27 protein-coding genes and 1 tRNA gene are annotated in these 26,500 nt (G+C 66.7%); 10 read left to right on the plus strand and 18 right to left on the minus strand.

Annotated elements, in window-relative coordinates; genetic code table 11:
- Position 1: 1 nt before the first annotated feature.
- The 4 genes from ABDC78_RS22295 to ABDC78_RS22310 form a co-directional block, all read right to left on the minus strand.
- Complete coding sequence (locus tag ABDC78_RS22295) at positions 2-451, minus strand: Hsp20/alpha crystallin family protein (protein ID WP_178358306.1); 450 nt, start codon at positions 449-451, stop codon at positions 2-4.
- Between the two features lie 193 nt (positions 452-644).
- Positions 645-1,499 carry a helix-turn-helix domain-containing protein gene (locus ABDC78_RS22300; protein WP_178358393.1) on the minus strand — a complete coding sequence of 285 codons (855 nt, stop codon included), beginning with the start codon at positions 1,497-1,499 and terminating at the stop codon, positions 645-647.
- 30 nt (positions 1,500-1,529) lie between these two features.
- Positions 1,530-3,059, minus strand: a complete 1,530-nt coding sequence (locus ABDC78_RS22305) for a carotenoid oxygenase family protein (protein ID WP_178358305.1) — start codon at positions 3,057-3,059, stop codon at positions 1,530-1,532.
- Entirely contained in the window at positions 3,056-4,273 is a 1,218-nt protein-coding gene (locus tag ABDC78_RS22310) for an acetyl-CoA acetyltransferase (RefSeq protein ID WP_178358304.1), read from the minus strand. The genes ABDC78_RS22305 and ABDC78_RS22310 overlap by 4 nt, the downstream gene beginning before the upstream one ends.
- A gap of 195 nt (positions 4,274-4,468) precedes the next feature.
- Here ABDC78_RS22310 and ABDC78_RS22315 point away from each other — a divergent pair, with 195 nt between their 5' ends.
- On the plus strand, positions 4,469-5,155 hold the full coding sequence (locus ABDC78_RS22315; protein WP_178358303.1) for a GAF and ANTAR domain-containing protein: 687 nt from the start codon (positions 4,469-4,471) through the stop codon (positions 5,153-5,155).
- Between the two features lie 335 nt (positions 5,156-5,490).
- A complete protein-coding gene (locus ABDC78_RS22320; protein WP_178358302.1) occupies positions 5,491-7,767 on the plus strand; it encodes an EAL domain-containing protein in 2,277 nt (758 codons plus the stop codon).
- Here ABDC78_RS22320 and ABDC78_RS22325 read toward each other — a convergent pair.
- Positions 7,751-7,826 (minus strand) — tRNA-Arg (locus ABDC78_RS22325). The two genes, ABDC78_RS22320 and ABDC78_RS22325, sit on opposite strands and share 17 nt — an antisense overlap.
- Positions 7,827-7,978: 152 nt before the next feature.
- Here ABDC78_RS22325 and ABDC78_RS22330 point away from each other — a divergent pair.
- The 3 genes from ABDC78_RS22330 (at position 7,979) to ABDC78_RS22340 (ending at position 9,501) form a co-directional block, all read left to right on the plus strand.
- The gene (locus tag ABDC78_RS22330; RefSeq protein ID WP_178358392.1) at positions 7,979-8,650 is read left to right on the plus strand and encodes a hypothetical protein; all 672 of its coding nucleotides are present in this window, start codon (positions 7,979-7,981) and stop codon (positions 8,648-8,650) included.
- A gap of 77 nt (positions 8,651-8,727) precedes the next feature.
- Positions 8,728-9,231, plus strand: coding sequence for a cytochrome c oxidase subunit 3 (locus ABDC78_RS22335; RefSeq protein ID WP_178358391.1), 504 nt, complete (start codon positions 8,728-8,730; stop codon positions 9,229-9,231).
- Positions 9,232-9,501 carry a cytochrome C oxidase subunit IV family protein gene (locus tag ABDC78_RS22340; protein WP_178358301.1) on the plus strand — a complete coding sequence of 90 codons (270 nt, stop codon included), beginning with the start codon at positions 9,232-9,234 and terminating at the stop codon, positions 9,499-9,501.
- A 13-nt stretch (positions 9,502-9,514) separates the two neighbouring features.
- Here the strand turns inward: ABDC78_RS22340 and ABDC78_RS22345 are convergent, their stop codons facing one another.
- Positions 9,515-10,339, minus strand: coding sequence for an LLM class F420-dependent oxidoreductase (locus ABDC78_RS22345; protein WP_178358300.1), 825 nt, complete (start codon positions 10,337-10,339; stop codon positions 9,515-9,517).
- Between the two features lie 135 nt (positions 10,340-10,474).
- On the opposite strand from ABDC78_RS22345, the gene ABDC78_RS22350 reads away from it, so the two are divergent.
- A complete protein-coding gene (locus ABDC78_RS22350; RefSeq protein WP_178358299.1) occupies positions 10,475-11,572 on the plus strand; it encodes a glutamate--cysteine ligase in 1,098 nt (365 codons plus the stop codon).
- Here ABDC78_RS22350 and ABDC78_RS22355 read toward each other — a convergent pair.
- The 9 genes from ABDC78_RS22355 to ABDC78_RS22395 form a co-directional block, all read right to left on the minus strand.
- Positions 11,569-12,309 (minus strand): anti-sigma factor, encoded by a 741-nt coding sequence (locus tag ABDC78_RS22355; protein ID WP_178358298.1) that lies wholly within the window; start codon positions 12,307-12,309, stop codon positions 11,569-11,571. The two genes, ABDC78_RS22350 and ABDC78_RS22355, sit on opposite strands and share 4 nt — an antisense overlap.
- The gene (locus ABDC78_RS22360) at positions 12,306-12,887 is read right to left on the minus strand and encodes a sigma-70 family RNA polymerase sigma factor (RefSeq protein WP_178358297.1); all 582 of its coding nucleotides are present in this window, start codon (positions 12,885-12,887) and stop codon (positions 12,306-12,308) included. The genes ABDC78_RS22355 and ABDC78_RS22360 overlap by 4 nt, the downstream gene beginning before the upstream one ends.
- Positions 12,884-13,651, minus strand: coding sequence for a DUF1365 family protein (locus ABDC78_RS22365; protein ID WP_178358390.1), 768 nt, complete (start codon positions 13,649-13,651; stop codon positions 12,884-12,886). Before ABDC78_RS22365 ends, ABDC78_RS22360 begins: the two co-directional genes overlap by 4 nt.
- Before the next feature lie 225 nt (positions 13,652-13,876).
- A complete protein-coding gene (locus tag ABDC78_RS22370; RefSeq protein ID WP_178358296.1) occupies positions 13,877-14,980 on the minus strand; it encodes a poly-gamma-glutamate hydrolase family protein in 1,104 nt (367 codons plus the stop codon).
- Positions 14,980-16,221, minus strand: a complete 1,242-nt coding sequence (locus ABDC78_RS22375) for an Nramp family divalent metal transporter (RefSeq protein WP_178358295.1) — start codon at positions 16,219-16,221, stop codon at positions 14,980-14,982. The genes ABDC78_RS22370 and ABDC78_RS22375 overlap by 1 nt, the downstream gene beginning before the upstream one ends.
- 79 nt (positions 16,222-16,300) lie before the next feature.
- Positions 16,301-16,534: a hypothetical protein gene (locus ABDC78_RS22380; RefSeq protein ID WP_178358294.1), complete on the minus strand. Its 234-nt coding sequence runs from the start codon at positions 16,532-16,534 to the stop codon at positions 16,301-16,303.
- 31 nt (positions 16,535-16,565) lie between these two features.
- A complete protein-coding gene (locus ABDC78_RS22385) occupies positions 16,566-16,814 on the minus strand; it encodes a hypothetical protein (protein WP_178358293.1) in 249 nt (82 codons plus the stop codon).
- 22 nt (positions 16,815-16,836) lie between these two features.
- Entirely contained in the window at positions 16,837-17,913 is a 1,077-nt protein-coding gene (locus tag ABDC78_RS22390) for a diacylglycerol kinase (protein ID WP_178358292.1), read from the minus strand.
- A 28-nt stretch (positions 17,914-17,941) separates the two neighbouring features.
- Entirely contained in the window at positions 17,942-18,733 is a 792-nt protein-coding gene (locus tag ABDC78_RS22395) for an SDR family oxidoreductase (protein WP_178358291.1), read from the minus strand.
- A 205-nt stretch (positions 18,734-18,938) separates the two neighbouring features.
- On the opposite strand from ABDC78_RS22395, the gene ABDC78_RS22400 reads away from it, so the two are divergent.
- Positions 18,939-19,700, plus strand: a complete 762-nt coding sequence (locus ABDC78_RS22400) for a MerR family transcriptional regulator (RefSeq protein WP_178358389.1) — start codon at positions 18,939-18,941, stop codon at positions 19,698-19,700.
- Positions 19,701-19,705: 5 nt separating this feature from the next.
- Here ABDC78_RS22400 and ABDC78_RS22405 read toward each other — a convergent pair whose 3' ends face one another.
- A complete protein-coding gene (locus tag ABDC78_RS22405; RefSeq protein ID WP_178358290.1) occupies positions 19,706-20,608 on the minus strand; it encodes a Ku protein in 903 nt (300 codons plus the stop codon).
- Positions 20,608-21,540 (minus strand): carbohydrate kinase, encoded by a 933-nt coding sequence (locus tag ABDC78_RS22410; protein WP_178358289.1) that lies wholly within the window; start codon positions 21,538-21,540, stop codon positions 20,608-20,610. The genes ABDC78_RS22405 and ABDC78_RS22410 overlap by 1 nt, the downstream gene beginning before the upstream one ends.
- Before the next feature lie 48 nt (positions 21,541-21,588).
- On the opposite strand from ABDC78_RS22410, the gene ABDC78_RS22415 reads away from it, so the two are divergent.
- A complete protein-coding gene (locus tag ABDC78_RS22415; RefSeq protein ID WP_178358288.1) occupies positions 21,589-23,877 on the plus strand; it encodes an ATP-dependent DNA ligase in 2,289 nt (762 codons plus the stop codon).
- A 118-nt stretch (positions 23,878-23,995) separates the two neighbouring features.
- The gene (locus ABDC78_RS22420) at positions 23,996-24,916 is read left to right on the plus strand and encodes a CPBP family intramembrane glutamic endopeptidase (protein WP_347133193.1); all 921 of its coding nucleotides are present in this window, start codon (positions 23,996-23,998) and stop codon (positions 24,914-24,916) included.
- Between the two features lie 278 nt (positions 24,917-25,194).
- On the opposite strand, the gene ABDC78_RS22425 is transcribed toward ABDC78_RS22420, so the two are convergent.
- Entirely contained in the window at positions 25,195-25,797 is a 603-nt protein-coding gene (locus tag ABDC78_RS22425; RefSeq protein WP_178358287.1) for a TetR/AcrR family transcriptional regulator, read from the minus strand.
- A gap of 189 nt (positions 25,798-25,986) precedes the next feature.
- Here ABDC78_RS22425 and ABDC78_RS22430 point away from each other — a divergent pair, with 189 nt between their 5' ends.
- Entirely contained in the window at positions 25,987-26,349 is a 363-nt protein-coding gene (locus ABDC78_RS22430; RefSeq protein ID WP_178358286.1) for a hypothetical protein, read from the plus strand.
- Positions 26,350-26,500 lie beyond the last annotated feature (151 nt).

Consider the following 26,500-nt stretch of genomic DNA (forward strand, 5'->3'; position numbering starts at 1 on the left):
GCTAGCCGGAATCGACGGTGGTCGGTTGGATCGACCTCTGCCCTCCCGCGTGGGCGACGTCGATCTTGCGCGCCTTGGCGCGTTCGGCGACCGGGATGGTCACGGTCAGCACGCCGTTCTCGTAGGTTGCCGAGATCGCTGACGTGTCAACACCTTCGCCGAGCGACAACTGCCTGCGGTAGGTGCCGAAGAACCGTTCGTTGGCGAGCCACTGCACGGATTCCTCGGAGCGGGCGGTGCGGTGGGCCGACACGGTGAGCGTGCCGTTGTCGACGTCGACGTCCACCGATCCGGGATCGATTCCGGGAAGGTCGGCGGTGAGCACGTAGTGGTCGTCGATCTTGCAGAGGTCCATCGGCATAAACCGGGGAGTGCGAGTTGATCCGGTCTGGCTGGTCAGCAAGCTCCGGGTCACGGCATCGAGGTCACTGAAGGGATCAAAACGGAGCACAGCAATCCACCTCCTAATTCACTCAGAGCCCGCCACCCTGGCGGGCGACCCACAATCACTGTGCACCGGCGAGATTAGCACTCTCGACCGGAGAGTGCCAGAACTTTTCGGGACTTTTTCCAGTCCTCGGCGACGAACCTCCGCGACGAGAAGCGCGGTGGGGGGCCGACTCTGGCCCCGTTTCTTTCGGTGGTCAGACCGGAACGACGTCTGTGCCACGCAGCGCCGTCGTGCACTGGTCGCAGACGAGCACCGGGATGAATCTGCGTCCGCATGCCGAATGCGTCAGGATCACCGCGGCACCGTCGGGGTCCGGATACCAGCGCTGTGCCCAGTGCAGCGCGGTCACCAGGACGGGGAAGAACGCTCGCCCCTTCTCGGTCAGCCGGTACCTGCCGTCGGTGCTGACGAGGATGCCTTCGGCCGTGAAGACCGCCAGGCGCCCGGCGACCGTGGCGGGTGGCGCGCCGAGTTGGGACTGGAAGTCGGTGAACCTGGTGATGCCGACGAATGCGGCGACCAGCAGCGCGAATGCCCAGCGGTCGCCGATCACGCTCATGGTCTGCGGGAACAGCAGGCCTGCGCCACTGCGGCGGGCGCCCGATCGCCGGCGGGTGGTGCCGGCTGGGATGGATCGCTGCCAGGATCCGCTCGGTCCCCATTGCGCCACAACATCTTTTTCGTCGGCGGCTGCGTTGCATGCCCTGCAGACGACCTGCGGCGCGAAGTCTCCGCCACACACTCGGTGGCGCATCCCGGGCAACTGCTCTGCGTGGTCGGGAACCCAGCGCCGTTCCCATTGCCAGATCGACGTCAGCATCGGCCACAGCGACCGACTCCTCGCCGTCACCAGATACTCCGATCGTGGCGGGTTGACCTGATATTCGCGCCGCGCGAGAAGGCCACCTGCCGCCAGCGATTGCAGACGCCCGGTCAGCACGGAGTTGGAAACAGGCAGGGCAGCGGCGAATTCGCGATAGCGTGTCGCGCCCAGCAGCGCTCGCTGGACGATCAACAGCGTCCATTCGTCGCCGAGAAGCCCGAGCATGTGGGCGACGGCGTTGGGGGGCGGGGGCAACTAGAGACCGATCGCGGCGGCCGCACTGTCGGTGTTGCGCCATTGCCGAAGGTCGGACCCCGGCGCCCACGTCGAGTGGGTACCACTCGAGATTCGTTCGGGCAGAGCGATTTTGCACAACGGTCCGTCGTCGACCCGCGCCGCATCGAACACCAGGCAGTACGAGGCGTCGGCGCCGAGGTCCGTGGTGAGTGTGACCAGGTATCCGTCGTCCTCGGCGGAGGATCCGATTCGCGGGGCCATCGCGGTCTCGCTTCCGAAGACCCCGTCGCCGAAGGCGTACCGCTGTTCGGTACCGGTCTGCAGGTCGTGACGGACCAGGCCGTCGAACAAGAACCAGCCCGGCTTGGCGGTAGCGGCGTAGGTGTAGCGGTGACTACGTCCGGCGTACCCGGAGTTGATCATGCCGAATTCTGTGATGCTGTCGGACAATTGCTCTTCCCGGACAGCTCCGGTCACCAGGTTGAAGCGCCATCGGTGCAACCTGGTCTGCATCCGGTCCATCGCCAGGAACCGGAATCTGCGCCGCCACTTGTCGCCGACGCCGTCGTCGGCGGGTTCGGGATCACCCTGGAAGAACCCGTCGAGCACGATCTCGTCGCCGTCCTCGTAGGCATTGGGGAAGTGCAGCACGTAGGTGGGGTCCGCCTCGAACCACCTGATCTGCGAGGTGTCTCCGCGCCGCGGGATGACCGCGAACCGCGACGGCATGTCGCGGTGAAAGCCCGGCAGGTGGACGTTGAGGTCGAGGAGCGCCGGGTCCCAGAACATCGGGAAGTCGTTGAGGATCACGTAGTTGTCGGTGAACGCCATGTCGTGCGGCAGGCGCGGGCCCGGCAGCGGGACGTCGACATGGTGCACGAGCCGACCTTCGCCACTGACGACGCCGTAGCGCATGTAGGGGGCGTCCTTGCTGTAGCTGAAGTACAGCAACTCGCCGGTGCGGTCGTCGACCTTCGGGTGGGCGGACACCCCCCAGTCCGACGGGAAGCCCCCCGCCCAGTCCTCCTTGCCGAGCGGGGCGCCGGTGACAGGGTCGGTGCGGTAGAGGTCGCCGCACTGGTAGTGGCTGGTGAGTGCCGTGCCGCGGTGCACGAGGACGTCGGTGGACGACGCATCTTTCATCAGAGTCCTTGCGCCCCAACCATAGTTGCGCCGCGCCAGCTCAACCGGCTCGGCGATGCCCGGCCACAGCGGGCCACCTTCGGCGTTCTCCTCGGCGAACGCGTCGGTGCGGACGAACCGATTGCGGTAGAACGCTTTTCCGTCCCGGAAGCCGACGATGTGCAGCATTCCGTCGCCGTCGAACGGGTGGTAGTACTTCAGCGCCGGGTGCAGCGGGTTCTCGGTGTTGCGCAGGTAGACGCCGTCCAGGTCCTGCGGGATCTGGCCGTCGACGACGATCAGGTCGTCGGCGTCCCACTCGGTGGTTTGCGGACGCCACGGGCCACTGCGATAGGGGTGGTCGTCCTGCTCGGGCAGAGTCGACAGGAATTTGCCGACGACCTCCGGGTGGGTGTGAAGGCTCATTTCGGTCTCCCGACGACGAAGCTGACGGTGGTGGCGGTGCTTCCGCCGAAGTTGAGCGTGCCGAACGTCGTCGCGCCCTCGACCTGACAGTCGCCCGCGGTGTCACTGACCTGTCGGGCAGCGTCCAGCAGCATCCGCACCCCGGAGGCGCCGACGGGATGTCCGCCGCCGATCAGGCCCCCGCTGGGGTTGATGGGCAGCCGACCGCCCAACTCGATCTCGCCGTTCTCGATGGCCTTCCACGATTCGCCGGGGCCCGTGAGCCCGATGTGGTCGATCGCGAGGTATTCGCTGGGGGTGAAGCAGTCGTGCACCTCGAACCCGTCGACATCGTCGAGGGTGACGTGCGCGCGGCCGAAGGCGTCCAGCACCGCGGTGCGGACGTGGGGGAGCACGTACCGATCGTCGCGGGAGCGGTCGAGCTTCTGTCGCAGGCCCAGGCCGACGGTGCGATGCCCCCACCCGTCGATCCTGCCGAGGGGCCGGGCCTGCGGGTGATCCCGCAGCCAGTCGTCGCTGACCAGCACGACGCCTGCGCCACCGTCGGTGATCTGACTGCAGTCGAAGCGGCGCAAGCGGCCTTCGATGACGGGGTTCTGGATGTCGTCGTCGGTCAGCGGCGTGGGAACCGCCCAGTCGCGGGTCTGCGCCTTCGGGTTGCGCCGGGCATTGGCGAAGTTGAGCGCCGCGATGGCCCGCAGGTGGGTGTCGTCGAGGCCGTAGCGCATGTCGTACTCAGCGGCGACGCTGTCGAACATGTGTGGCCACATATACGTCGCGTCTCGACCTTCCTGGCCTGTCCACGCCGCCGCGCCGAGGATCGTCGTCGCCGTGTCCCCGGGCACGGTCTTCTCCAGTTCGATACCGACGACGAGGGCGGTGCGGTATGCGCCGGAGCGGAGGTCGGCGATCGCCGCCAGGGCCGCAGCACTGCCCGACGCGCAGGCGGCTTCGTGCCGGAGGGCAGGAGTGCCCCAGAGCCCGTCGTTGACCGAGGCCGGCATCGCGCCGAGATGGCCCTGATGGGCGAACAGTTCGCCGAACGCATTGGCGACGTGGATGACGTCGACGTCGGCGGCGTCGATACCGGATGAGTCGAGCGTGGCGTCGACGATTTCGGCGGTCAGGTCCGCGAAGCCGAGACCCTCGCGGTCGAGGTTGCGGGAGAAATCGCTCTGGTATCCGCCGAGAATCCACACCTGCGGTGCCGCCATGCCCGGATCGTACTACAGCTAACGGAGTGACTCCGGGGATTGAGAGCGGTCCCGCCGGCTGCGATTCTGAACCGACGAGACCTGACAGAGACGGAGGTCGACCGCCGTCTGTGTCTCAGCGGGGCATTGCCCACATAGGGGTGACGCAAACCCCGTGAGGTGTACGACGCGGCCCACATAGGGAACTCTGGGGGCATGATCGAATCGTCGAACCACGAGCTCGCCCATCGAATGGCTGAGCTCGCCAGGTCCGTGGCAGCTCCACGGAGTGCCGAAGATGTGCTGTCCGACGTGACCACGGAGGCCAAAAAGCTGATCGCAGGCGTCGACACGGCGGGCGTGCTGCTCATCGGCAAGGCGGGCAGATTCGAGTCGGTGGCGGGGACGTCGGATCTGCCGCATCGTCTCGATGAGCTGCAGATGAAGTACCGCGAGGGCCCCTGCGTGCAGGCCGCGCTCGACGATCTGATCGTGCGAACCGAGGACTTCCGCAGCGAGCGGCGGTGGCCGTTGTACTCGGCGGCGGCCGCTGAACTCGGGGTGCTGAGCGGACTGTCGTTCAAGCTGTACACGAGCTCACAGACTGCGGGGGCGCTGAACCTGTTCTCCTTTCAAGCGCACGCGTTCGATGCGGAAGCGGAGACGATCGGCGCAGTGCTCGCCGCGCATGCAGCCGCCGCGATCCTGGCGAGCCGGCAGAGCGAGCAGTTGGAGTCGGCGCTGTCGACCAGGGACCGGATCGGACAGGCCAAAGGCATCATCATGGAGCGCTACGACGTCGACGACGTCGCAGCATTCGACATGTTGCGCAAGCTCTCGCAGGACAGCAACACCCGCCTGACCGAGGTGGCCTCGAGGGTGATCGAGACGCGGGGGAAGTGACCCGGCTTTCGCCGCGCTGAGTTTCTGGCGAATTCACCCGGCGCGCGACCATCAGTTCGAAATCTCCGATGTCCCGCGTCGGAGCCCGCATTTGGCTACCGTGTTCCTGTGGGAGGACCCTGAGGGGTGAGGTGGCCCTCAGCACTGGAAACCGTCGGATCTGAGGCCCTAGCGGCTCGAGCCGATTTCGGTTGGCGGGCAGAAGTGGTGGCGCGCCCGCATTGGGCCATTCGCTTCCGATCTGTACGGGGTTCGTCGATCTCAGCGAATTTCCTGTCGACTCGGCTTCACGTCTGCCGTCCGGGCGACGCGTGATTCGGCAGAGTGTGGAACCCGTGCGGTTCTGGAGATTGCAGGTCGCGCTGCTCGCGGTGATCGCCGGCTTTGTGGTGACCAAGGTGCCGGGGTTGCGAGCGGAACCGGGCTTTTCGTGGTGGATGGACGGAATCTGGCAGAACCTGGCCTACCTCGCGGCCGCGGTGCTCTGTGTGGTGCGGACCCCGGCGCGGTCGCCTGACCGCGTGGCGTGGCGAATCGTCGCCCTCGGCCTGGTGCTCTTCTGCCTGGCGAACACGTATCTCGACTGGTTCGTCCGCCCCCGAGCGATCCAGAGCGTTCCGTCGCTCGGTGATGGTCTGTGGCTGGCGGCCTATCTGTGCGCCTACGTCGTTCTGGTGCTGTTCATGCGGCGCCGGGTAGCACGGCTGCCGGTGGGTCTGTGGCTGGACGGTGTGGTGGTCGGACTCGGGACCGCGACGGTCGGCGCAGCGGTCGTCGTCCCGCAACTCATGGCGCATCTGGATCGGGGCGCCGCGGGCACGGCGGTCACCGTCGCCTACGCGATAGCCAACCTGCTGCTCCTGGCGTTGGTGGTGTTCGCCATGTCCCTGTTCCAGTGGCGACCGCCGGTGACGCTGTGGTGGCTGGGGGGCGGACTGGTGCTGTACGGGGTCGTGGATTCCCTCTACGTCATCCGGGCGGCGCGGGGCACCCACGAGCCTGGTGGCTGGCTCGATGCGGCATGGGTCGTCGCCGCGACACTCGTGGCGCTGGCGCCGGGATGGAGTCGGAGTCGCGCTGACGCCCGCCCGCCGCCGGTATGGGCTCCGCTTGCGGCGCCATTGCTTGCCGCCGCTGCGGCCGTCGGTGTCCAGGCCGCCGGTTCCTTCGTCGCGATGGCCCCGGTAGCCGAGTGGTTGGCGGTGGCCACCATGTTCGCCGCACTTGCCCGCCTCGCGGTGGCCTTCTTCGAAGCACGGCGTGCCGGAGAGCATGCGCACCTGGCACGCACCGACGATCTGACCGGGGTACTGAATCGCCGCGGCTTCTACGATCGGGCCTCGGAGACCATCACCCGGAAAGATCCGAACCACGGCTGTGAACCGTCCTGTGCCCTGCTGCTGTTGGACCTCAACCATTTCAAGGACGTCAACGACTCCCTGGGCCATGCCGCCGGGGACGAATTGCTGCGCGTGGTCTCAGCCAGGCTGACCGCGTCGCTGAACGACGACGACGTCGTCGGCCGACTCGGCGGAGACGAGTTCGCCTTGCTGATCTCCCACGTCGACATCGGTGAAGCGGCACGTACGGCGGCAGCGCTGATCGACATCCTCGAGGAGGGCGTCGAGCTCGACGGAGTGGAGGTCCACGCCGACGCCAGCATCGGCATCGCCGTCAGCCCGGATCACGGAAGCGATGTCGGAACGCTGTTGCGCTGCGCCGACATCGCCATGTACCAGGCCAAGCAGGCCCACGTCAGTCAGATGATCTACACGGTCGAACGCCACGACCACGGCACCACTCGTGCGGGGATGGAACTGCGGGCGCAACTGCGCCGCGCGATCGACCACGGTGAACTGGCGGTGCACTACCAACCCCAAATGGTGCTTCGCACAGGGGAAGTCATCGGGGCAGAGGCGCTGGTCCGCTGGCCACACCCGAGCCGGGGACTTCTCTACCCCGACCAGTTCCTCCCACTTGCCAGAAACAGCAGTCTGATGCGCTCGATGACGGAGTTCGTCCTCGAACGCGCCCTGCGCGATGCCAGCCTCTGGCACGCAGAAGGCCACCACGTGAGGGTCGCCGTCAACCTGTCGCCACCGACGTTCGCCGACCGGGATCTGCCGACTCGGATCGCCGAAGCGCTCAAGCGCCACGGGTTGCAAGCGGGGGATCTGGCGGTCGAGATCACCGAGGACTTCATGCTGGGCCACCTCGAGCGGGCCCGGACCGTGCTCGGCGAGATACGTCGCCACGGGGTCACGATTGCGATCGACGACTTCGGCAGCGGCTACTCCTCGCTGTCCTACCTGCGCGACCTACCGATCGACGAAGTCAAACTCGACCGGTCCTTCGTCGCACCCATCACCACAGACCCCGACGCTGCCGCGATCGTGCAGTCGGTCATCTATCTGGCGCACAGCCTGCGCCTGACCACCGTCGCCGAAGGTGTCGAAACCGCTGCCGCCGCGGCGGCGCTGACGGCGTTCGGGTGCGACGCGGTGCAGGGGCACTACTACAGCGCAGCGCTCAGTACGTCCCAATTCCTCTGGCTGCTAGAGGGTTTCGCGCCCCACCCGGGCGACGTCAAGCAGGTGGTGCCCCCGGCATGATTCGAACATGCGACACCGGCTTTAGGAGAGCCGTGCTCTATCCCCTGAGCTACGGGGGCGGACCCGATGGGAGCTTACCGGTTGACTGAGCGCGCCTGCACCTGGGAAGTCGACAGTTATGGCAAAAATGACAAAACATCGATCTCCGGCCGGTAGCGTGCCAGCCGTGGAGCTGAAATTGCAGCGCATCGGTGCGTGGTGCGGGACAGCGATGATCGTCCTTTTCAGTGTGTTCTTCTCCGTCATCGGCAAGCTCTGGCCGCCGCCGGGGCCCAGGGACACCGCAGGCGAGGTCACGCAATTCCTCGTCGACGAGAACCTCTGGGTGCGCCTCGGCATCGCCGGTTCGATGCTGGTGGCCGCGCTGGCGCTGCCCTTTCACGCGGCGATCGTGCTGCGGATCCGCCGGGTCGAGGGGCAGTTCGGCATGCTGTCGATGACGCAGTTGCTCGCCGCCGCCGTCTTCACGCCGGCCTTCATCTTCTCCCTGATTGCGTTGGCCACTGCGGCCTTCCGACCCTCAGAACGCGGAATCGAGATCACCCAGGCGTTCAACGACATGTTCTGGTTGTGGTTCATCGGCATAGTCGGCACGCTGGTCGTCCAGAACACCACGCTGGCCATCGCCTCCTTCGTCGACACGACCGAACCCTCGACCTTCCCCCGCTGGTACGGCTACCTGAACATCTGGGTGATGATGCTGTCGCTGCCCGGCTGCGTGGTCGTGATGATGAACGACGGCCCGTTGGCGTGGAACGGTGTATTCGCCTTCTACATCCCCGGTCTGGCACTGGTGACGTGGATGATCACGACCAGCGTCGTGATCTCGCGATCGATCACGGCGCAGGAGGCCGCCGAGCGGCAAGCGGTCGCCGCGGAGTGAGCACGGGCCTGACGACGCCGCCCGGCACCCGACGTATCCCCGGGGAGAGCGGCACCTGGGTCTTCCTGTTCGGCGACATGCTCGTCTTCGGCGCGTTCTTCGTCACCTTCCTCGTCGAGCGGGCCAAAGCTCCGGACGTCTTCGACGTCGCCCGCACCACGCTGCACCTCGGTGTCGGCGTGGCCAACACCCTTGTCCTGCTGACCAGTTCGCTGTTCGTGGTGCTGGCGCTTGGCGCGATGCGCGCCGGCGCGCGATCGGTCGCCACCCGGGCGGTGGCCGCGGCGATCGGCTGCGGCCTGGTGTTCGTCGCACTCAAGGTGTTCGAGTACGTGTCACTGGTCGGTGCCGGCCATGGCCCCGGCGCCAATCACTTCTACCTCTACTACTTCATCCTCACCGGCCTGCACCTGTTCCATGTCACCGTGGGGCTGGCGGTGCTGGCGTTCATGCTCACCCAGACCCGGCGGGACGAGCTGAGCCATACCCGTACGGCCCTGGTCGAGGGCGCGGCCTGCTTCTGGCATCTGGTCGACCTGCTGTGGATCTTCCTGTTCGCACTCCTGTACCTGGTGAGCTGAATGACCGTCGTCCAACTCCTGCGCAACCGTGCCGGCGCCAGTTGGTTGGTGCTCATCGCCGCCACCCTGGTCTCCTGGGTGGTCGGCGCGGACCACGGCACCGGGTCGATGGCCGCGGTCGTCGTGCTGGCCATCGCGGCGATCAAGGTGCGCCTGGTCGGACTCGACTTCATGGAACTGCGGCACGCGCCGATCCCGTTGCGCGCCGCGTTCGAGTGTTACTGCGTGGGCATGTGGGCGCTGCTGTCCGCGCTCTACCTTTTCCTCTGAGGGGTCGCGGCCGCTACTTCAGCAGCGCGATCACCTTCGCGAACGCGTCGGCGTGGCGGGCCTGCACGATCACGTAGCTGATGCCGTAGGTGTCGCGATAGCCGCGGATCCGCCCGGCGATCTCGTCGGTCGACCCCGAGAGCACGCCGGGGTGACGCAGCATCTCTTCATCGGACAGCCCGGGCAGTGAATGGCGGGTGATCGCCAGATCGGGTGTGCCCGAGTCATCGACGGGCATGGCGGTGATGGCCACGTTGAGTTCCAGGTCGTCAAAACGCTCCGCCGCGGCCGCCCGGACGAAGCCGATCCGCTCCGCCAGCGGATCCTCCTCGGCCGTCGGTGCCCGGTCACCCCCGGTGAGCCCGATGATGTCGGCGGACCGGGCGGCGATGCGCAGCACCCGATCGCCGTTGCCGGCGATCATGATCGGCACCTGGGGAAGGTGCTCGGCCATGTACCGGGTGGTCGCGCGCAGGTGGTCGACGCGCTCGCCCGCGCTGGGGAACGGGATTCCGGCGGCGTCGAACTCCGACTTGACGTAGCCGGTGCCCAACCCGAGCTCGAACCGTCCGTCGCTCAGCTCGGACAGCGCGGCCACGTCCCGGGCCAGCAGTGCAGGCCGGTGAAACGCCGAGTTGATGACGAATGTGCCGACCCGCAGCGTCGAGGTGGCCATGGCGATGGTCGTCATCACCGGGAACGGCGCGACCCCGCCGAGATGGTCGGGCACATGCATGACGTCGAAGCCGAAATCCTCTGCCCGACGCGCCGCCTCCTCGAGTGTGGTCCGCGAGCGTGCTCGCGTGACGCCGACTCCGAACCGGAAATCCCTGGGCACAGAAACGATCGTAGGCGGCATGTTTGAGTTCGTTCTGGCCCGGGCATTAGAGCGAGTGACTTTCCCACCACGAACTTTCCCACCACGATCCGGCCCGTCGTCGAACCATCCGACGGGCCGGATCAGTTTTTCACCATGACCCGGCCACCCACACTCGGCGTCGAAGAAGAGTTCCTTCTTGTCGACCCGGCGTCCGGCGCCCCGGTGGCGCGCAACAGAACGGTCGCCGAGCGGGCTGCCGAGCATGGGGTGGACCTGCAACTCGAGCTGACGAGCTGTCAGGTGGAGACCGCGACGGGCGTCGTCGAGGACACCGCGGATCTGCGGGACCAGTTGGTGCGGCTGCGCCGCACCGCCGCCAACGCCGCCGAGCGCTCGCGGGCACAACTGCTCGCCGTCGGGTTGCCGCCCTCGCTGCCCCGGGAGTTCCCCATCACCGAAACCCCGCGCTACCTCGATATCGGGGAACGGTTCGGCATGATCGCTCACGAGCAGGGCATCTGCGGCTGCCATGTGCACGTCGCCGTGCCCGACCGCGACGCCGCCGTCGCCGTCAGCAATCGGCTGCGACCGTGGTTGCCTCAGCTGCTCGCGCTGACCGCGAACTCGGCGATCTATCGCAACTCGGACACCGGCCATGCCAGCTGGCGGAGCGTGCTGTGGGCGCGCTGGCCCAGTGCGGGCCCACCGCCGAACTTCGCGTCCGCCGCCGAATTCGATGCCGCGGTGCAGATGTTGTGCAACACCAACGTGATCCGCGACGCGGGGATGGTCTATTGGGATGTGCGTCCCTCGGACAAGTTCCCGACCGTCGAGGTCCGTGTCGCCGATGTGCCCGCGACGGTGGCCGAGACGGTGCTGTTCGCCGCGCTGGTCCGGGGCTGTGTGTCGACGGCGCTCGAAGACGAACGTCGGGGCACACCGGTGCTGCCGCTGGCGCCCTACGCCCTCAAGGCCGCCTATTGGAAAGCGGCGCGCGACGGCCTCGACGGTGACGGCGTCGACCTGCAACACCAGGCCTCGGTACCCATACGGACACAGCTGGACGATCTCGTCGCGCGGGTCCGCCCGGCTCTGGAGGCCGCAGGCGACTACGAGCTGGTGACCTCAGGGCTCGCCAGGATCGGCGAAGTGGGCAACGGTGCGATGCGACAGCGTCGGGCGTGGAAACGGCGCCACGACGTCGGAGATGTGCTCGCCGCCGCGGCGGCAGCCACGCTGGAAGCGCCCTAGACGAGCGGTAGCTCGGCGAACACCGGGCTGGTCGGCCGCGGCGAACCACCCGGCGGCTCGACAGTGAACGCCAGCGCACGCGATGAGCCGAGGTCGGGGATCACCGCTGTCGTCGACGGCGCCACAGCGCCGGCGTCCATCGTTCCGGCCGAGTGCGCGCCGTCGGCATCAACCAGCCACATCTGGTAGACGGTGCCCGGTTCTGGTGGCGGCACGTTGTTCATCACGAGGACCCCGGAGTCGCGCTCGCGGGAGAACACCACCGTCGCGATGCCGCCGCCGGGAATCTCGCCGGACACGGTGCGCACGTCGGTGGCCGCGAACACCTGCTCGGCGGTCGAGGGTGTCGCTCCGGGCCGCATCGCGAGACCGACACCGAGGACACCAAGCCCGATGGCCACCGTTGCCGCGGCGGCCAGCACCGTCCTGGACCACTGCCGGGGTTGCGCCCGGGCGGGTTTGATCGGGCGTACCGGGTCTGCAGTGATCTGGCCGAGCAACTGGTCGCGGAGATGAGCCGGCGGCTCCACTGCGGTCGCTGTCGAGATGACCGCCATCGTCTCGCGGACAGCCCGCACTTCGGCGGCGAACGCCTCCACCGTCTCGTGGGGTGCGCTCTCGAGGTGCCGGTCGATGTCGGCCATCTCGGCGTCGGTGAGCGCGTGCAGTGCGTACGGCGTCGCGAACGACAGCAGGTCTGCCCCGGTAGGGCCGGTTGGCACAGATGGATCTGTCATGCCACCCCCAGACATCTGCGCAGGCCACGGATGGCATCGCGCATCCGTGACTTGACGGTTGCCAGGTTCGCCGAGAGCCGCTCGGAGACCTGGACGTAGGTCAGCCCGTCGTAGTAGGCGAGCTGGATGCATTCGCGCTGGGTGTCGGTCAGCGACCCCAGGCACTCGGTCACCTGGCGGCGCTCGTCGGTGCGCACGACGGTGTCGGCGACAAGATCAGCCGGCGGTTCCACGTTGGCGGCGCCGTAGCGGGACTCGCGGGTGCTGGCCGCCTGTTCGGAACGCACCCGGTCCACTGCGCGCCGGTGGGCCAGCGTCATGAGCCAGGCCATCGGCGACCCGGCCGCCGGATCGTAGTTCTCGGCGTTGCGCCACACCTGCAGGTAGACGTCCTGGGTGGTTTCCTCGCTGTACCCGGGATCGCGCAAAACCCGGGTGACCAGTCCGAACACCCGGGACCGGGTCTGGTCGTAGAAAGAGGCGAACGCGTCCACATCACCACGGGCCACCTGGCGCAGCAGTGCGTCGAGATCGCTGGTCACGAGCCGTAGCCTAGTCACCGGTGTCAATATGGTCATAAGTGCCGCTCGGTGGAGATCAGCTCGCCGACCTTCTGGCGTTCCTTCTGGCGTTCCACACTCGGGCGCGGCACCACGGGTACGCGCCGCAGCCACAGCAGGGTTCCCTGCACTCGGATGCTCAGGGTGTTCATCAGCGGGGCCAACGGAGCGACGATCTGCAAAGCCAGTATCTGGCCGATGCCGGCCGGCCTTCTGGTGCCACGCATGGTGACGACAAAGGCCGGTTGGTTGTCGCGATGCAGCGAGACCCGGATGTCGAGTTGCTCATCGGGTTGGGGCGCGCTGACCAGGTAGTGTCCGTCGACGCCGTTGAACGGGGAGGCGTACAGCTTCTTGTCCACCATTGCCGGACGGTCACCCGACGGCGGGAGCAGGTAGGCATGCCGTCCGCCGTAGGTGTTCTGGACCTCGGCGATGACGTACTGCAGGACCCCGCGTGCGTCGTGGCACCAGTACACCGTCAGCGGGTTGAACACGTAGCCGAGCACCCTGGCGTGCATCAGCGCGGTCACCCTGCCGCCGTTCAGGTTGACGCCCTTGTCGGCCAGGAACGCATCGACGCGGTCGCGCAACGTGTCCCCGTCGTTGCCCCAGAGATGGTCTCGCGCATCAAAAGTGGCGAACGGTCGCAGCCACCGTGGCAACCGGGGCAGTGCATCGATGTCGACGAACCAGCTGTAGCTGCGATGCTCGAAATAGTGGTGCACCGGTGCGCGACGCAGATGGGTGATCCGGGTGCGGTACAGCGCTGTGCTCACCATGTCACCGGCTCTGGTTTCGCGACGTCGGACCGGCCGGTCGGCCCCGCGGCGACCCACGGCACCGGTGCGAGCCGACACCGGGTGAACCGCAGCTGGGCCGGCTACACCACCGCCGATGGCGGCGGTCGACTGCTTTGCTGTGTGCAGGGGATCCACATAGCCGTATTCGGAGCGGTGCGCGCGACGGATGGGTGCCCTCCCAGCCGTCACATTTGTGCCCGGCAGTCAGTCGGACGGCGGCCCGGGCTGCGACAGATATTGACGCGGAGGCAGTTTCCACGAGCGGGCGGCGGTCACCAAACCCTGCACGAGTGCAGATGTCGCGGGGGACAGGCCGTCGTCGCCGCGCATACCGCTGCGGGGGCTGATCCCGCGCACCCGCGGTGACAGTTCCAACTGGGCGCCACCGCCACGCACCCGATTGACCGGGTTGTCGGCGTGCAGACCGCGCAGTTCGCGGGGTATCGCGTCGAGTTCGGTCACCACCTGGTAACCCGGGATATCGACATGAAGAGCCACATGTTCGGCCAGCGCGCGGTGGTGACCGCCGGCGAGAATCTGGGTGCTGCGTCCGATGCGGCCGTAGCCGTGCAGCGAAACCACGACATCCACATGGTCGAGGAACTCGGCGAGTCGGGCTGACTCGGCGGGGTCGTAGCGCGCGGACGGCAGGTGGTGCGGGTAATTATCGGGATGGCGCACGACGTACAGCGAGGCGCCTGCGGCGTCGGCGGCGCGCGCAGCGATGACGTCGGTCATCTTCTCCAGGCCGCCACCGTGAATGGCCAGAAAACCGAACCGGGACCGCAGCGTACTGTCCTCGGTGATCGCGGGGTCGGCAAGCAACTCTGAAAGTGATTGTGGAGCAGCACAATCAGGCTGGCCGAGGCGTTGCGGCCAGTGGGCGGGATCCCACCGCTCGAGGAAATCGATCCACCGGCGCGGCAGACCGTGGTGTCGGGCGCCGTCGAGGATTCTCTCGAGGTATCCGGGCCGTGGCGGTCCGGGTTCGACCCGATGGTCGATGTAGACCCAGGCAGCGGAAGAGCCGTGCTCGGTGCGCACCGTGAGCCGGTCCCTGCGATAGCGCACCGGGACGCCCTCGGCGCTGTCCAGGGTGGCCAGGTCCCGATCGGACAGGTGCCACAACACACCGTGGACCTCGCTGCCGACAAACGGCTCGACGGTGGCGACGCCGCGTTCGTTGATGAGCCAGTCGTGGTCGGCCAGCGTTGCGGGCTGCGGATCGACCGCGTCGGGACATCGCTGCGCCATCTGCTGCGCGCACAGGTTGGACCCGTACGCGAAGTAGGTGTGCCGGTCTGCCATCAACCCTTCACCGTCAGGTAGATCAGGACCACATTCAGCACAATAATGACTCCGGCAACCGCCCAGCCCAGAGCGGTGGTGACCCGATGGTTGGCATCGCCGCCCATCAGCCCTGTGTTGCCGGTCAGTCGCACCAGCGGAATCAACGCGAACGGGATGCCGAAGGACAGCACCACCTGCGACAGCACCAACGCTCGACTCGGGTCGATGCCGACGGCCAGGATGACCAGCGCGGGCAGCAGTGTGATGAATCGGCGGGTCACCAGAGGTATCGACCTGCGCAGCAACCCCTGCATGATCATGGCGCCGGCGTAGGCGCCCACCGACGACGAGGCCAGGCCGGATGCCAGCAGTCCGATCGCAAAGAGCAGGGCCACAGTGTGTCCGAGCGTGCTCTGGACGGCCTCGTAGGCACCTTCGATGGAGTCGGTGTTCTCCATGCCCTGCAGATTGGTCGCTGCGACCAGCAACATCGCCAGGTTCACCGCGCCGGCCACCAGCATGGCGATGCCGACGTCCCAGCGCGTGATGCGCAGCAGTCGTCGGCGGGCGGCTCCCGCGTCGGGGTGGCCGTGGCGGTCGCGGGCCAGGCCGGAATGCAGGTACACCGCGTGGGGCATCACGGTGGCACCGAGCATGGCGGCGGCCAGCAGGACACTCTCGGCTCCGTCGAACTGCGGTATCAATCCCGCTGCGGCGTCGGCGATCGGAGGCGGTTCGGCGACCAGGCTGGTCAGGAAGCCGATCGCGATCACCAGCAGCAAGCCGGTGATGACCCGTTCGAAGGTCTGCTGGCCACGGCGGTCCTTCACGACGAGCAGCACCAGCGACACGGCGCCGGTGATCACCCCGCCCACGAGCAGTGGCAGGTCGAAAAGCAGATAGAGGGCGATCGCACCGCCGATCACCTCGGCGAGATCTGTTGCCATGGCGACCAATTCGGCCTGCAGCCAGTACGCGAGCCGGCTCGGTCGGCCCATCCGGGTTCCGACGGCCTCCGGCAAGGACTGGCCGGTGACGAGGCCCAACTTCGCCGACAGGTACTGCACGAGGCAGGCCATCAGGTTGGCGACGACGATGACCCAGACGAGCAGGAAGCCGAACTGGGCGCCGGCGCTGACGTTGGCGGCGACGTTGCCGGGGTCGACGTAGGCGATCGCGGCGACGAACGCAGGCCCGAGCAGCAGCCAACCCGGCCGCGCCCGCGGAGTGACGTCGCTCTTCACCGCCCCCTCTTCCATCCGGTCATGCGAACAGAAAAGTTAGGCTAGACGAAACCTGCCGGACAGGCCAGTGGCGGATGGTGGACCAGGAGTTGAGCTACGAGCCGATGCCGAAGCCGCCGACCAACGGCCAGAACCCGAAGCCCTGCCATCCGCCGTAATTCCACGGTGGCGGGGTGGTGGTCAACTGCGTGCTGCCGTTGGTCTCGCAGAAGGTCACGGTAGACCCGACGTCAGTACATTGCGGAGCGGCCAGAGCGCTGGGGGCACTGCCCAGAGCGAGGGCGCCGCCGACGATCACCAGCGCGACGTGCCGCCCGGGGGTCTTCATGCGATGAGTGACGGTGTCGGTTCGACGACCGTCAGAGGATGAACATTCCGTAGCCCCACGGCATCATCTGGTTCACCGAGGGGGCGAGGACGCTCGGACGCGAGTCGATCTGGGCGTTGCCCGGCGACTGGCACACGGTGGTCGAGCCACCCGCATACCCACCGCCCTGTCCGGTCTCGACGCAGCTGGGCTGTGCCAGTGCGGCGGGTGCGGCGGCAATCGCCAGGGACGCGCCACCGGCAACCAGAAGAGCGGCGAGCGGGCTGAGACGAGCCTTCATGTCCAACATCCTTCCAAGTCAGTTATGTCGTAGCGTACAGGCCCTTTCCAGTTATGGGTGGTAAGTCGATCGCCGTCACGATTCCCGGCGACGCATCGATCACCGCGGGGATGGCGTTGACCACCCGGGCCGCTGTGGCTACCAGTCCGGCGTGGTTGTGATCGCCGTTCGGGCTGCTCAGGCACAGGTCGAGAGCGTAGGAGGGTTCACCGGTGATCTCGATCCGGTAGCTGCCGCCGTGCGCGGCGGGCTGCGGCCACTCGGGGCACAGGTCGTCGCGCAGCCGGGTCACGTGCTCGAGCACCACCGCCACCTCACCGTCCTTCATGCCGCGCACCTCGAACCGCATCGCGGCGGTGGTGCCCTTCGTGATGTGGCCGGAGGCGATGTCGAAGTCCTCCGGTGCGGGCACCCGCACGTGGGTCTCGGTCACCTCGTCGAGTTCGATGCCCAGGCCGGCGGCGAGCTGGCGCACCACCGAACCCCACGCCAGGCTCAGCACGCCGGGCTGCAGCAGCATCGGGGTGTCGTCCAGGCTGCCGCCGAAACCCATGACGTCGAACATCACCGTCGCGCTGTCGTAGGTGTCGTAGTTGATGATCTCCATGCAGCGGATCTGCTGCACGCTCTGGCATGTGCCGGCCAGCGCCATCGGCAGCAGGTCGTTGGCGAAGCCCGGATCGATGCCATTCACGAAGATGCTCGCGTTGCCTGCCTTGGCGGCATCCTCGATCGGCGTGACGAGCTCGTCGGGCAGCACCTGCCACGGGTACTGCAGAAAGACGGCGGCGCTGCCCACGACGTTGACACCCGCGGCCAGGATGCGCCGATAGTCCTCGAGCGCTTCGGGCAGGCGGTTGTCGGCCATCGCGGTGTAGACGGCGACGTCGGGTCCGGTCGCCAGCACAGCGTCGAGATCCGTGGTCGCCATGATGCCGGTCGAATCCTGCAGTCCCGCAAGCTCTGCGGCGTCTCTGCCGGCTTTGGCCTCCGAGGAGACCCACACCGCGGTCAGCTCGAACCTCGGGTCGTTGATCAGCTGGGTCAGCGCATGCCTGCCGACGTTTCCGGTGCCGATGGCGGCCACTTTGATGGTCATTGATGGGTCCTCACAGATCGGGGTTGGGTCATAGGTCGGGGATGGGCAGGTCGAGGTTCGGGAAGGTGAGGCCGCCGTCGACCTCGAGCGTCTTGCCGGTCAGATAGCTGCCCGCCGGCGAAGCGAGGTAGACCGCAGCGGCGGCGATGTCGAGCGGGTCACCCAGGCGGCGCATCGGGGTGGCCTGCTCCATCGGGGTGCGCAGATCGTCGTTGCTGGCGACGACGTCGAGGGCCGAGGTGAGAATCGATCCCGGCGCGATCGCGTTCACCCTGATGCGCGGCGCGAGGTCGAGTGCCGACAATCGGGTGTAGTGCGCCAGTGCAGCCTTCGCGGTGCCGTAGGCGGCGAACCCGCGGCCGGCGACCCGGCCCATCGTCGAGGTGATGTTGATGACGCTGCCGCCGCCTGAGTGCTCGAGCATCAGCGGCACCGCCGCGATGGTCAGTGCGTGTGCGGTGGCCACGTTGAACGTGAACGCATCGCGCAGATCCTTGGTGGAGGTACTCAGGAGTGCGTTCGGCATCGAACCACCGACGTTGTTCACGACGATGTCTAGTTTGCCGAACGCCTCGATCGCCTCGGCTGCCAGCGCGGCTGTGTCATCGGGGCGTGCCAGGTCGGCGACGACGATGTGGGCGCGTCGCCCGGTGGCGCCGATCTGCTCGGCGACCTCCTCCAGCTGTGACTGCGTGCGAGCGGCGATCACCACGTCAGCGCCCGCTTCCGCGAACGCCACCGCCATCGCGGCACCGAGGCCTCTGCCCGCGCCGGTCACCACCGCCACCTGATCGTCGAGCCGGAATCTGTCCAGAATCACATGTCCCTCGCTTCCCTAGCCGGGCGTCACGCTAGCAAGGAGCGCGGGCCCGCGGGGTCGGTTTCTGGAACACGTTCTAATTCTCTCGCTGACAGTGCCCTGCCGCCTGACGGGATCCTCGACGTTCGAATAAATTCGGATATGCAGACTTGACCCTCACGCAGCGTGAGGCACCAGCCTGATCGACGTGACGCAGGAGATGCAGGTGGACGGACTCACCGTGGGCGAAGTCGCGGAGCGATTCGGGATCACGGTCCGGACGCTTCACCACTACGACGACATCGGCTTGTTGACCCCGAGTCGTGGTGCAGCCTCGGGGTATCGGGTTTACACGTCGGCGGACCTGACCCGCTTGTCCCAGGTGATCGTCTACCGCCGGCTCGAGCTTTCTCTCGAGGAGATCGCGAGCCTGCTGGATGAGGGCGACGAGGTCAGCCACCTGGTTCGCCAGCGCGAACGCGTCATGTCCAGGCTCGACGAGATGAAGGACCTCGTCGAGGCAATTGACCAGGCATTGGAGAAAGTTATGACGAACACCCCCATGACCGACGACGACATGCGCGAGCTCTTCGGTGACGGCTTCGACGACTATCAGGCAGAGGCGGAGCAGAAGTGGGGCGAGACCGCAGAGTGGAAGGAATCGCAGCGCCGAACGAAGTCCTACAGCCGCGACGATTGGGTGCAGATCAAGGCTGAGGGAGAAGCCGTTGAGAAGGCCTTGTCCGATGCCTTCCGCGCTGGTCTGCCGCCCGACTCCGAAGAGGCGATGAATGCGGCCGAGCAACACCGGCTCCACGTGAATCGCTGGTTCTACGACTGCCCGCCGACGTTCCACCGCAACCTGGGCGACATGTATGTGAGCGACCCCAGGTACGTCGCCACCTACGACGAATCATTCGAGCTCCCAGGGCTCGCGGCTTACTGTCGCGACGCGATCTACGCGAACGCGGACCGAACTGGCCACTGATACCGCTAACTCTTCTTTGCGGCGGCTTTCTTGGCTGCCTTCTTGGCCGGGGCTTTCTTGGCGGGAGATTTCTTCGCCGGCGTCTTCTTGGCGGGGGCTTTGTCCGCGGGAGCCTGCTCCTTGCGCGCTTTCACACTGGCTTCGAGTTTGGCCAACAGGTCGGAGACGTCCTCGGTCTCGTCGAGTTCCTGCGGTTCCTCTTCGGTGGTGAACGCCTCGCCGCCCTCGAGTTTCGCGTCGATGAGCTCCTGCAGGTGCTCCTGGTAGTCGTCGTGGTAGCGGTCGGGGTTGAAGTCGTCGGTCATCGAGTCGACGACCTGACTGGCCATCTTCAACTCGGCGGGCTTCACCTCGACTTCCTTGTCCAGCACCGGGAAGTCGGGATCACGGATCTCGTCGGGCCACAACAGCGTGTGGATCATCATGACGTCGCGCTTGCCGAAGTCCTTGACCCGCAGCGCTGCCAGCCGCGTCTTGTTGCGCAGCGCGAAGTTGACGATGGCGACCCGGTCGGTGTCCATCAGCGTCTTCGCAAGCAGCACATAGGACTTCGACGATTTGCCCTCCGGCTCGAGGAAGTAGCTCTTGTCGTACATCATCGGGTCGAGGTCGCTCGCCGGCACGAACTCGAGCACCTCGATCTCACGGCTGCGCTCCTCGGGCAGCGTCGAGATGTCGTCGTCGGTGATGATCACGGTCTGGCCGTCGTCGGAGTCGTAGGCGCGCGCGATGTCGCGGTACTCGACGACCTCACCGCACACCTCGCAGACGCGTTTGTACCGGATGCGGCCGTTGTCCTTGTCGTGGACCTGGTGGAACTTGATGTCGTGGTCCTCGGTGGCGCTGTACACCTTGACCGGCACGTTCACCAGGCCGAAGGCGATCGAACCCTTCCAGATGGATCGCATCAGGTCAGTATGGCCGATGAAGCGGCGGCGTCCAGGGTGGCGCGATCGGGCAAATCGGCGCCGCCACGGGACACGGTCAACGCCGCGGTCAGCGAGGCCGCGCGCACGGCGGTGGTGAGAGCGTCGGGTCCGATGGCGGCCAGCCCGGGCCGGCGATCGGCACCCAGCAGATCCATCGACCACAGAGAGTCGATCAAGCCGGTCATGAACGCATCGCCGGCGCCCACGGTGTCCACCACGTCCACATGGAACGCAGGTACCCGCACCGTTCCCGCCGCACACATGGCCAATGCGCCGCCTCCGCCCATCGTCACCACGACGATCGACGGTCCGAGCGCGAGCCACGCCGCGGTGATCTGTTCGGGGCTTCGAGCCGGGTCGATCCAACGCAGGTCCTCGTCGCTGGCCTTGACCACGTCCGCCCGCTCGAGGAACCGGTCGATCCGGGCGCGGGCCGAATCGGCGTCGGTGATCAGCGCCGGCCGGATGTTGGGGTCGAACGTGCACGTCGCCGCGAGGTGGTAGGCGTCGACCAGCGCCGCAGTGGCCAGGCATCCCGGTTCCAGCACGGTGGCGATCGAGCCGGTGTGGACGACGACGGGCGGTGCCACCTCGGGTGTGCCGGTCAGCTGCCAGTCGATGTCGAAGGTGTAGGTAGCTGCTCCCGTGTCGTCGAGGGTGGCCAGCGCCGTCGGGGTCCGCTGTGCGCTCTGACTGCCCGGAACCAGCTGTGCGCCAGAGGATTCGACATACTCGCTGATTCGTTCACCGCGAGCATCGGTGCCGATGTGGGTCAGGAAGTCGACGTCACGGCCCAGCCGCGCCAGGCCGACGGCGACGTTGAGGGGGCTGCCGCCGACGTGCTCGGTCGGGCCCTCGCCGCCTCGTTCGACGACGTCGATCAGTGCCTCGCCGATGACCAATGCCCGCACGGTGTTGACGCTACCGCCACTGCCGGGGTCCGAGGCTTATAACGTGGAATGGTGGACCGCTACGGCCGGGTGAAGCTGACCAATCCGGACAAGGTGCTGTACCCGGCGACCGGTACCACCAAAGCCCAGGTGTTCGACTACTACGTCAGCGTCGCCGAGGCGATGCTGCCCCATATCGCGGGCCGCGCCGTCACCCGCAAGCGCTGGCCCAACGGTGTGGCGGAATCCGCGTTCTTCGAGAAACAGTTGGCCTCCTCGGCGCCGGACTGGTTGGACCGCGGCACCATCGCGCACAAGTCGGGCACCACCACCTATCCGGTCATCAACACCGCCGAGGGGCTGGCGTGGATCGCTCAGCAGGCGGCACTGGAGGTGCACGTTCCGCAGTGGCGGTTCGTGGAGGCGACCGGGGGGCGGTCGGGAAAAGATACGGTGGGCCCGGCCACGCGCATCGTCTTCGATCTTGATCCCGGCGACGACGTCACGATGCGTCAGCTCTGCCGGGTCGCCCACGAGGTCCGTGACCTGATCAGCGACATCGGCCTGCGCACATTCCCGCTGACCAGTGGAAGCAAGGGCTTGCATCTTTATGTCCCGCTGCAGGATCCGATCAGCTCGCGGGGTGCGTCGACGCTGGCCAAGAGGGTGGCCCAACAGCTGGAACAGACCATGCCGACACAGGTCACCGCGACGATGACAAAAAGTCTGCGGGAAGGCAAGGTGTTCCTGGACTGGAGTCAGAACAACGGCAACAAGACCACGATCGCGCCGTATTCGCTTCGGGGGCGGGATCATCCGACGGTGGCGGCCCCGCGAACCTGGGACGAGCTCGACGATCCGGACCTGCGCCACCTCACCTTCGACGAGGTTCTCGACCGGTTGGACCGCGATGGTGATCTTCTCGCCGAGCTCGATGAGGTGCTCCCGGTCGCCGACCGACTGACGACGTACCGGGGCATGCGTGATGCCGGCAGAACGCCCGAACCCGTGCCCGCGAAGGCGCCCACGGTCGGCAACAACAACAAGTTCGTCATCCAGGAACACCATGCCCGGCGGCTGCACTACGACTTCCGGCTGGAACGTGATGGGGTGCTGGTGAGTTGGGCGGTGCCGAAGAATCTGCCCCAGACGACCTCGGTCAACCATCTCGCCGTCCACACCGAAGACCATCCGATGGAGTACCTCACTTTCGCCGGCGGGATCCCGAAGGGCGAATACGGCGGTGGCGAGGTCTACGTGTGGGACAACGGAACCTACGAGACCGAGAAGTTCAACGACAACGCACCCGACGGGCCGGACAAGGGCGGCGAGGTGATCGTCACGCTGCACGGCGAGAAGGTCGAGGGCCGTTACGCACTGATCCAGACCGACGGCAAGAACTGGCTGGCGCACCGGATGAAGGACCAGACGCGGCCGACCCCGGCAGACCTCGCGCCGATGCTGGCCTCCGAGGGCTCGGTGCAGCGACTCACCAAGGGGCAGTGGGCCTTCGAGGGAAAATGGGACGGCTACCGCCTGATCGTCGACGCGGACCGCGGGAAACTGACGTTGCGGTCGCGGCGTGGTCGCGATGTGACCGGCGAATATCCGCAACTGCAGGCAGTTGCTGCCGACCTTGCTGACCACCACGTGATCCTCGACGGTGAGGCCGTCGCGCTCGACGAGTCCGGCGTGCCCAGCTTCCGCGACATGCAGAACCGTGCCCGCTCGACGCGCGTAGAGTTCTGGGCGTTCGACATCCTCCACCTCGACGGCCGATCACTGTTGCGCGCCAAGTACTCCGACCGCAGGCGACTGCTCGAGGCGCTGGCGGAGGGGGGCGGTCTGATCGTGCCCGACCCGCTCGACGGCGACGGGCCCGAGGCGCTCGAGTTCGCGCGGAAGAAAGGGTGGGAAGGCGTCGTCGCGAAGAAGCGGGACTCCACCTACCAACCGGGCCGACGGTCGTCGTCGTGGCTGAAGGACAAGTTCTGGAGGACCCAGGAGGTTGTCATCGGCGGCTGGCGTGAGGGGGCGGGCGGTCGCAGCAGCGGGATCGGCGCGCTGATGCTGGGCATCCCCGATGACGACGGACTGCAATTCGTCGGACGGGTGGGCACCGGCTTCACCGAGAAGGAACTCGCTGCTCTCAAGAAGACCCTCGCCCCGTTGCACGCCGACGAATCACCCTTTGCCGCTGCGCTTCCCAAGCAGGACGCCAAGGGTGTGACGTTCGTGCGTCCGGAGTTGGTGGGGGAGGTCCGCTACAGCGAGCGCACCTCCGACAACCGGCTGCGCCAGGCGAGTTGGCGGGGGCTGCGAACCGACAAGGAGCCCCGCGAGGTTGTGTGGGAATAGCGCTTGCAATCCGAATCAGGCGTCGGCGCGGTAGGTCTTACTGCTCGCATCGCAGGCGCGGGGCAGCCGAGCCCTAGGTACGACGACTCCCGGCTATGGGCGCCGCTACATTCGTTTCGTGTCCAAGTCCTCCGACGCCGATGCCGCTGTCGCGCTCAGCGAGAACAGTCAGACTCGAACCTTGATCGGCACCGCCGTGGTCGCAACCGGCGTCGGCATCTATGTCGTCGCCGCGCTCACCGTGGCCGTCATCGGCGAGGGGCAGATCCGGTTCACGGCTGACTCCGCAGACTCGATCCCGATGTGGCATCCGTGGCTGGCCGCGGTTGTAGGTGTCGGGCTGATTCTGATGACACCCACCACCGGGCCTGTTCGCGGGCGCGCTGCACCGGCCAAGCGGGTGCGGTTGGAAGCCCTGGTCCTGCTCGCGCTGGCCGTGACATTCACGTTCGCGTTGACGCTGCTCGGACCGGACGAGCCGAACTACACGGCGCTCAAGCTGGGGTTGCTCCTGCTCGGTCCGCTGCTGCTGTTCGCGGTGTGCCGACGGTTCGGGGCGGCCAGCAGACGTAGTGCACTCCCCGCATCGCCGGGACCCGGTGAGGTCGCCGACAAGCGGAGCCCCTGGTGGCCGCTGGTACCGGCAGTGGGCTGGACCGTTACGTACCTGGCCCTCTCGCCCACGCATCCTGGGACCAGCTTCCAAGTTGACCCGCTGACCGTGATCGCGATGGTGCTCATCGGATTCCTGCTCAACTCCGTGGTGGAGGAGTTCTTCTACCGGCGGTGGCTACAGACTCGATGGGAGGGCGTTCTCGGCGGAGTGTGGCCGGCAATCATCGTCAGCTCATTGACCTGGGCATCCTGGCACATCGCCATTCAAGGGACCGGCGATTGGGTCGTGGACCTCGCGAATGTCGTTGCCAACCAGGGAGTTACAGGACTCTTTCTCGGGCTCGTGTGGCAGCGGCATCGCGCGATGTGGCCGCTGCTGCTTGTGCACGGGCTGATGAACGCCAACCCGCTCGCACTGTTCTGACCACGGCGGGATCGAAGCCTTCGCCTGATATGCGCGACGATTATTCACGCCGACCTCGGCGAACGAATACTGCACACTTCGAATACTGCACCTCCGCCAGTTGTGTGGGAGTCATTGCAGTAGATGCCGCCCCTCGACGACTGTGTCGATCAAACGGTGTCGGATTCTCGCGAAGCATCGCCGCTGCGGCGATCTGAATGCGTTGCCGTGCATTGCCGGTCGTCGGGACACGAGATCGGTCACATCCTGTCTCGATTCTTGATGCTGTTTTGGAGTGGTCACATTCTGCGCTGCAGGACGCTGTCAGCGGCAGTGCGAAGGGTATGTACCTCGAAGGCAAGGCGCTCACGGTCGCCTGGGAGGGCGCGCTCGAATGCAAGTCCGTTGACCACGGTGCTCAAGAACCGCGCCTTCACATCCAAATCGCCGGGCGCAAGCGCTCCCTCGTCGCGCAAGGTGCTGAGCCAGCGCGCGATGTAGTCCACGTTGAGGCGTTCGAGCGCGAGGAAGGCATGGGTGGCATCCGCGGACGGTGGCGATGCGACGTACGCGTCGTGTACTGCGCGCCAATGCTCGCGTGCCCGCTCGCCCGTACCCACCTGCGACAGCAGCAGCTGCAGGCAGGCCACAAGACGGTCGCCCGGGTCGCTGGTGGTGTCTTGCATCGGGTCGTCGGGGATGTCGAGGTCGTAGAGCCCGGCGATCACGGTGTCGATCAGCGCCTGCTGAGTTGGGAAGAAGTGGCGTAGCGAGCCAGCACTGACCCCGGCGCGCGCGGCGACGGCGCGCACGCTCAGCCGGGAGGTCGGATCCTCGCCGAGCATGGTCGCCGCGGCGATCAGGATCTTGTCCCGCGTGCTCTGTTTCGTCGGCTCGCTCATCGGGTCAGCACCTCCCCTCCGTTCTTAGCACACTGTGCTACTTTATCTGCCGAACTAGTACAGTGTGCTAGTTCCGCCACTGATCCGGAGTCGGGTTGACCACCACGTCAGCCGTCTCGATGTGACAAAGGAGCAGTTGGGAGTTCGGCTGCTGACCCGCGCAGTACTACGCGAAGTAGGAGATTTCGCATGAGCATCAACCGAGTCACCGTGACCGCAGACCACCTCGTGGTCGAGCCGACGGGGTTCAACAAGGTCTGGTCGTTCACACGGCGCCTGCAGTTCCCGCTCGAGCGGGTGCGAGGAGCAACCTTCGATCCCGGTATGCGAGAGGAGCCGAAGGGGTGGCGAGGTCCAGGCCTCGGATTGCCCGGCAAGCTCGCCGGCACGTTCCACGCAGACGGCAGGAAGCAGTTCTGGAACGTCTCCGGATACGACCGTGCGATCGTCGTCACCCTCGATGATGCCGAACGCTTCGACCGACTGGTCCTGACCGTCGACGACCCGAACGACGTCGTCGCTGCCATCAACCGAGCCCTCGGCGCGCGCTGATCTCTTGAAGGGGGCAGTGAGATGAGCGTGGCCCGGCCTCGCGTTGACGCCCGTTGCGGCAATTGTCAAAGCTGCCATTTGTACTGAGACCGACGCCAAGTGCGCGAAATCACCTGACGCGCAGGAGAGTACGGCCCACTTGCGTTGTGAA

It is taken from the genome of Mycobacterium sp. DL (genome assembly GCF_039729195.1).
In the GTDB taxonomy this organism is placed as follows: domain Bacteria; phylum Actinomycetota; class Actinomycetes; order Mycobacteriales; family Mycobacteriaceae; genus Mycobacterium; species Mycobacterium hippocampi_A.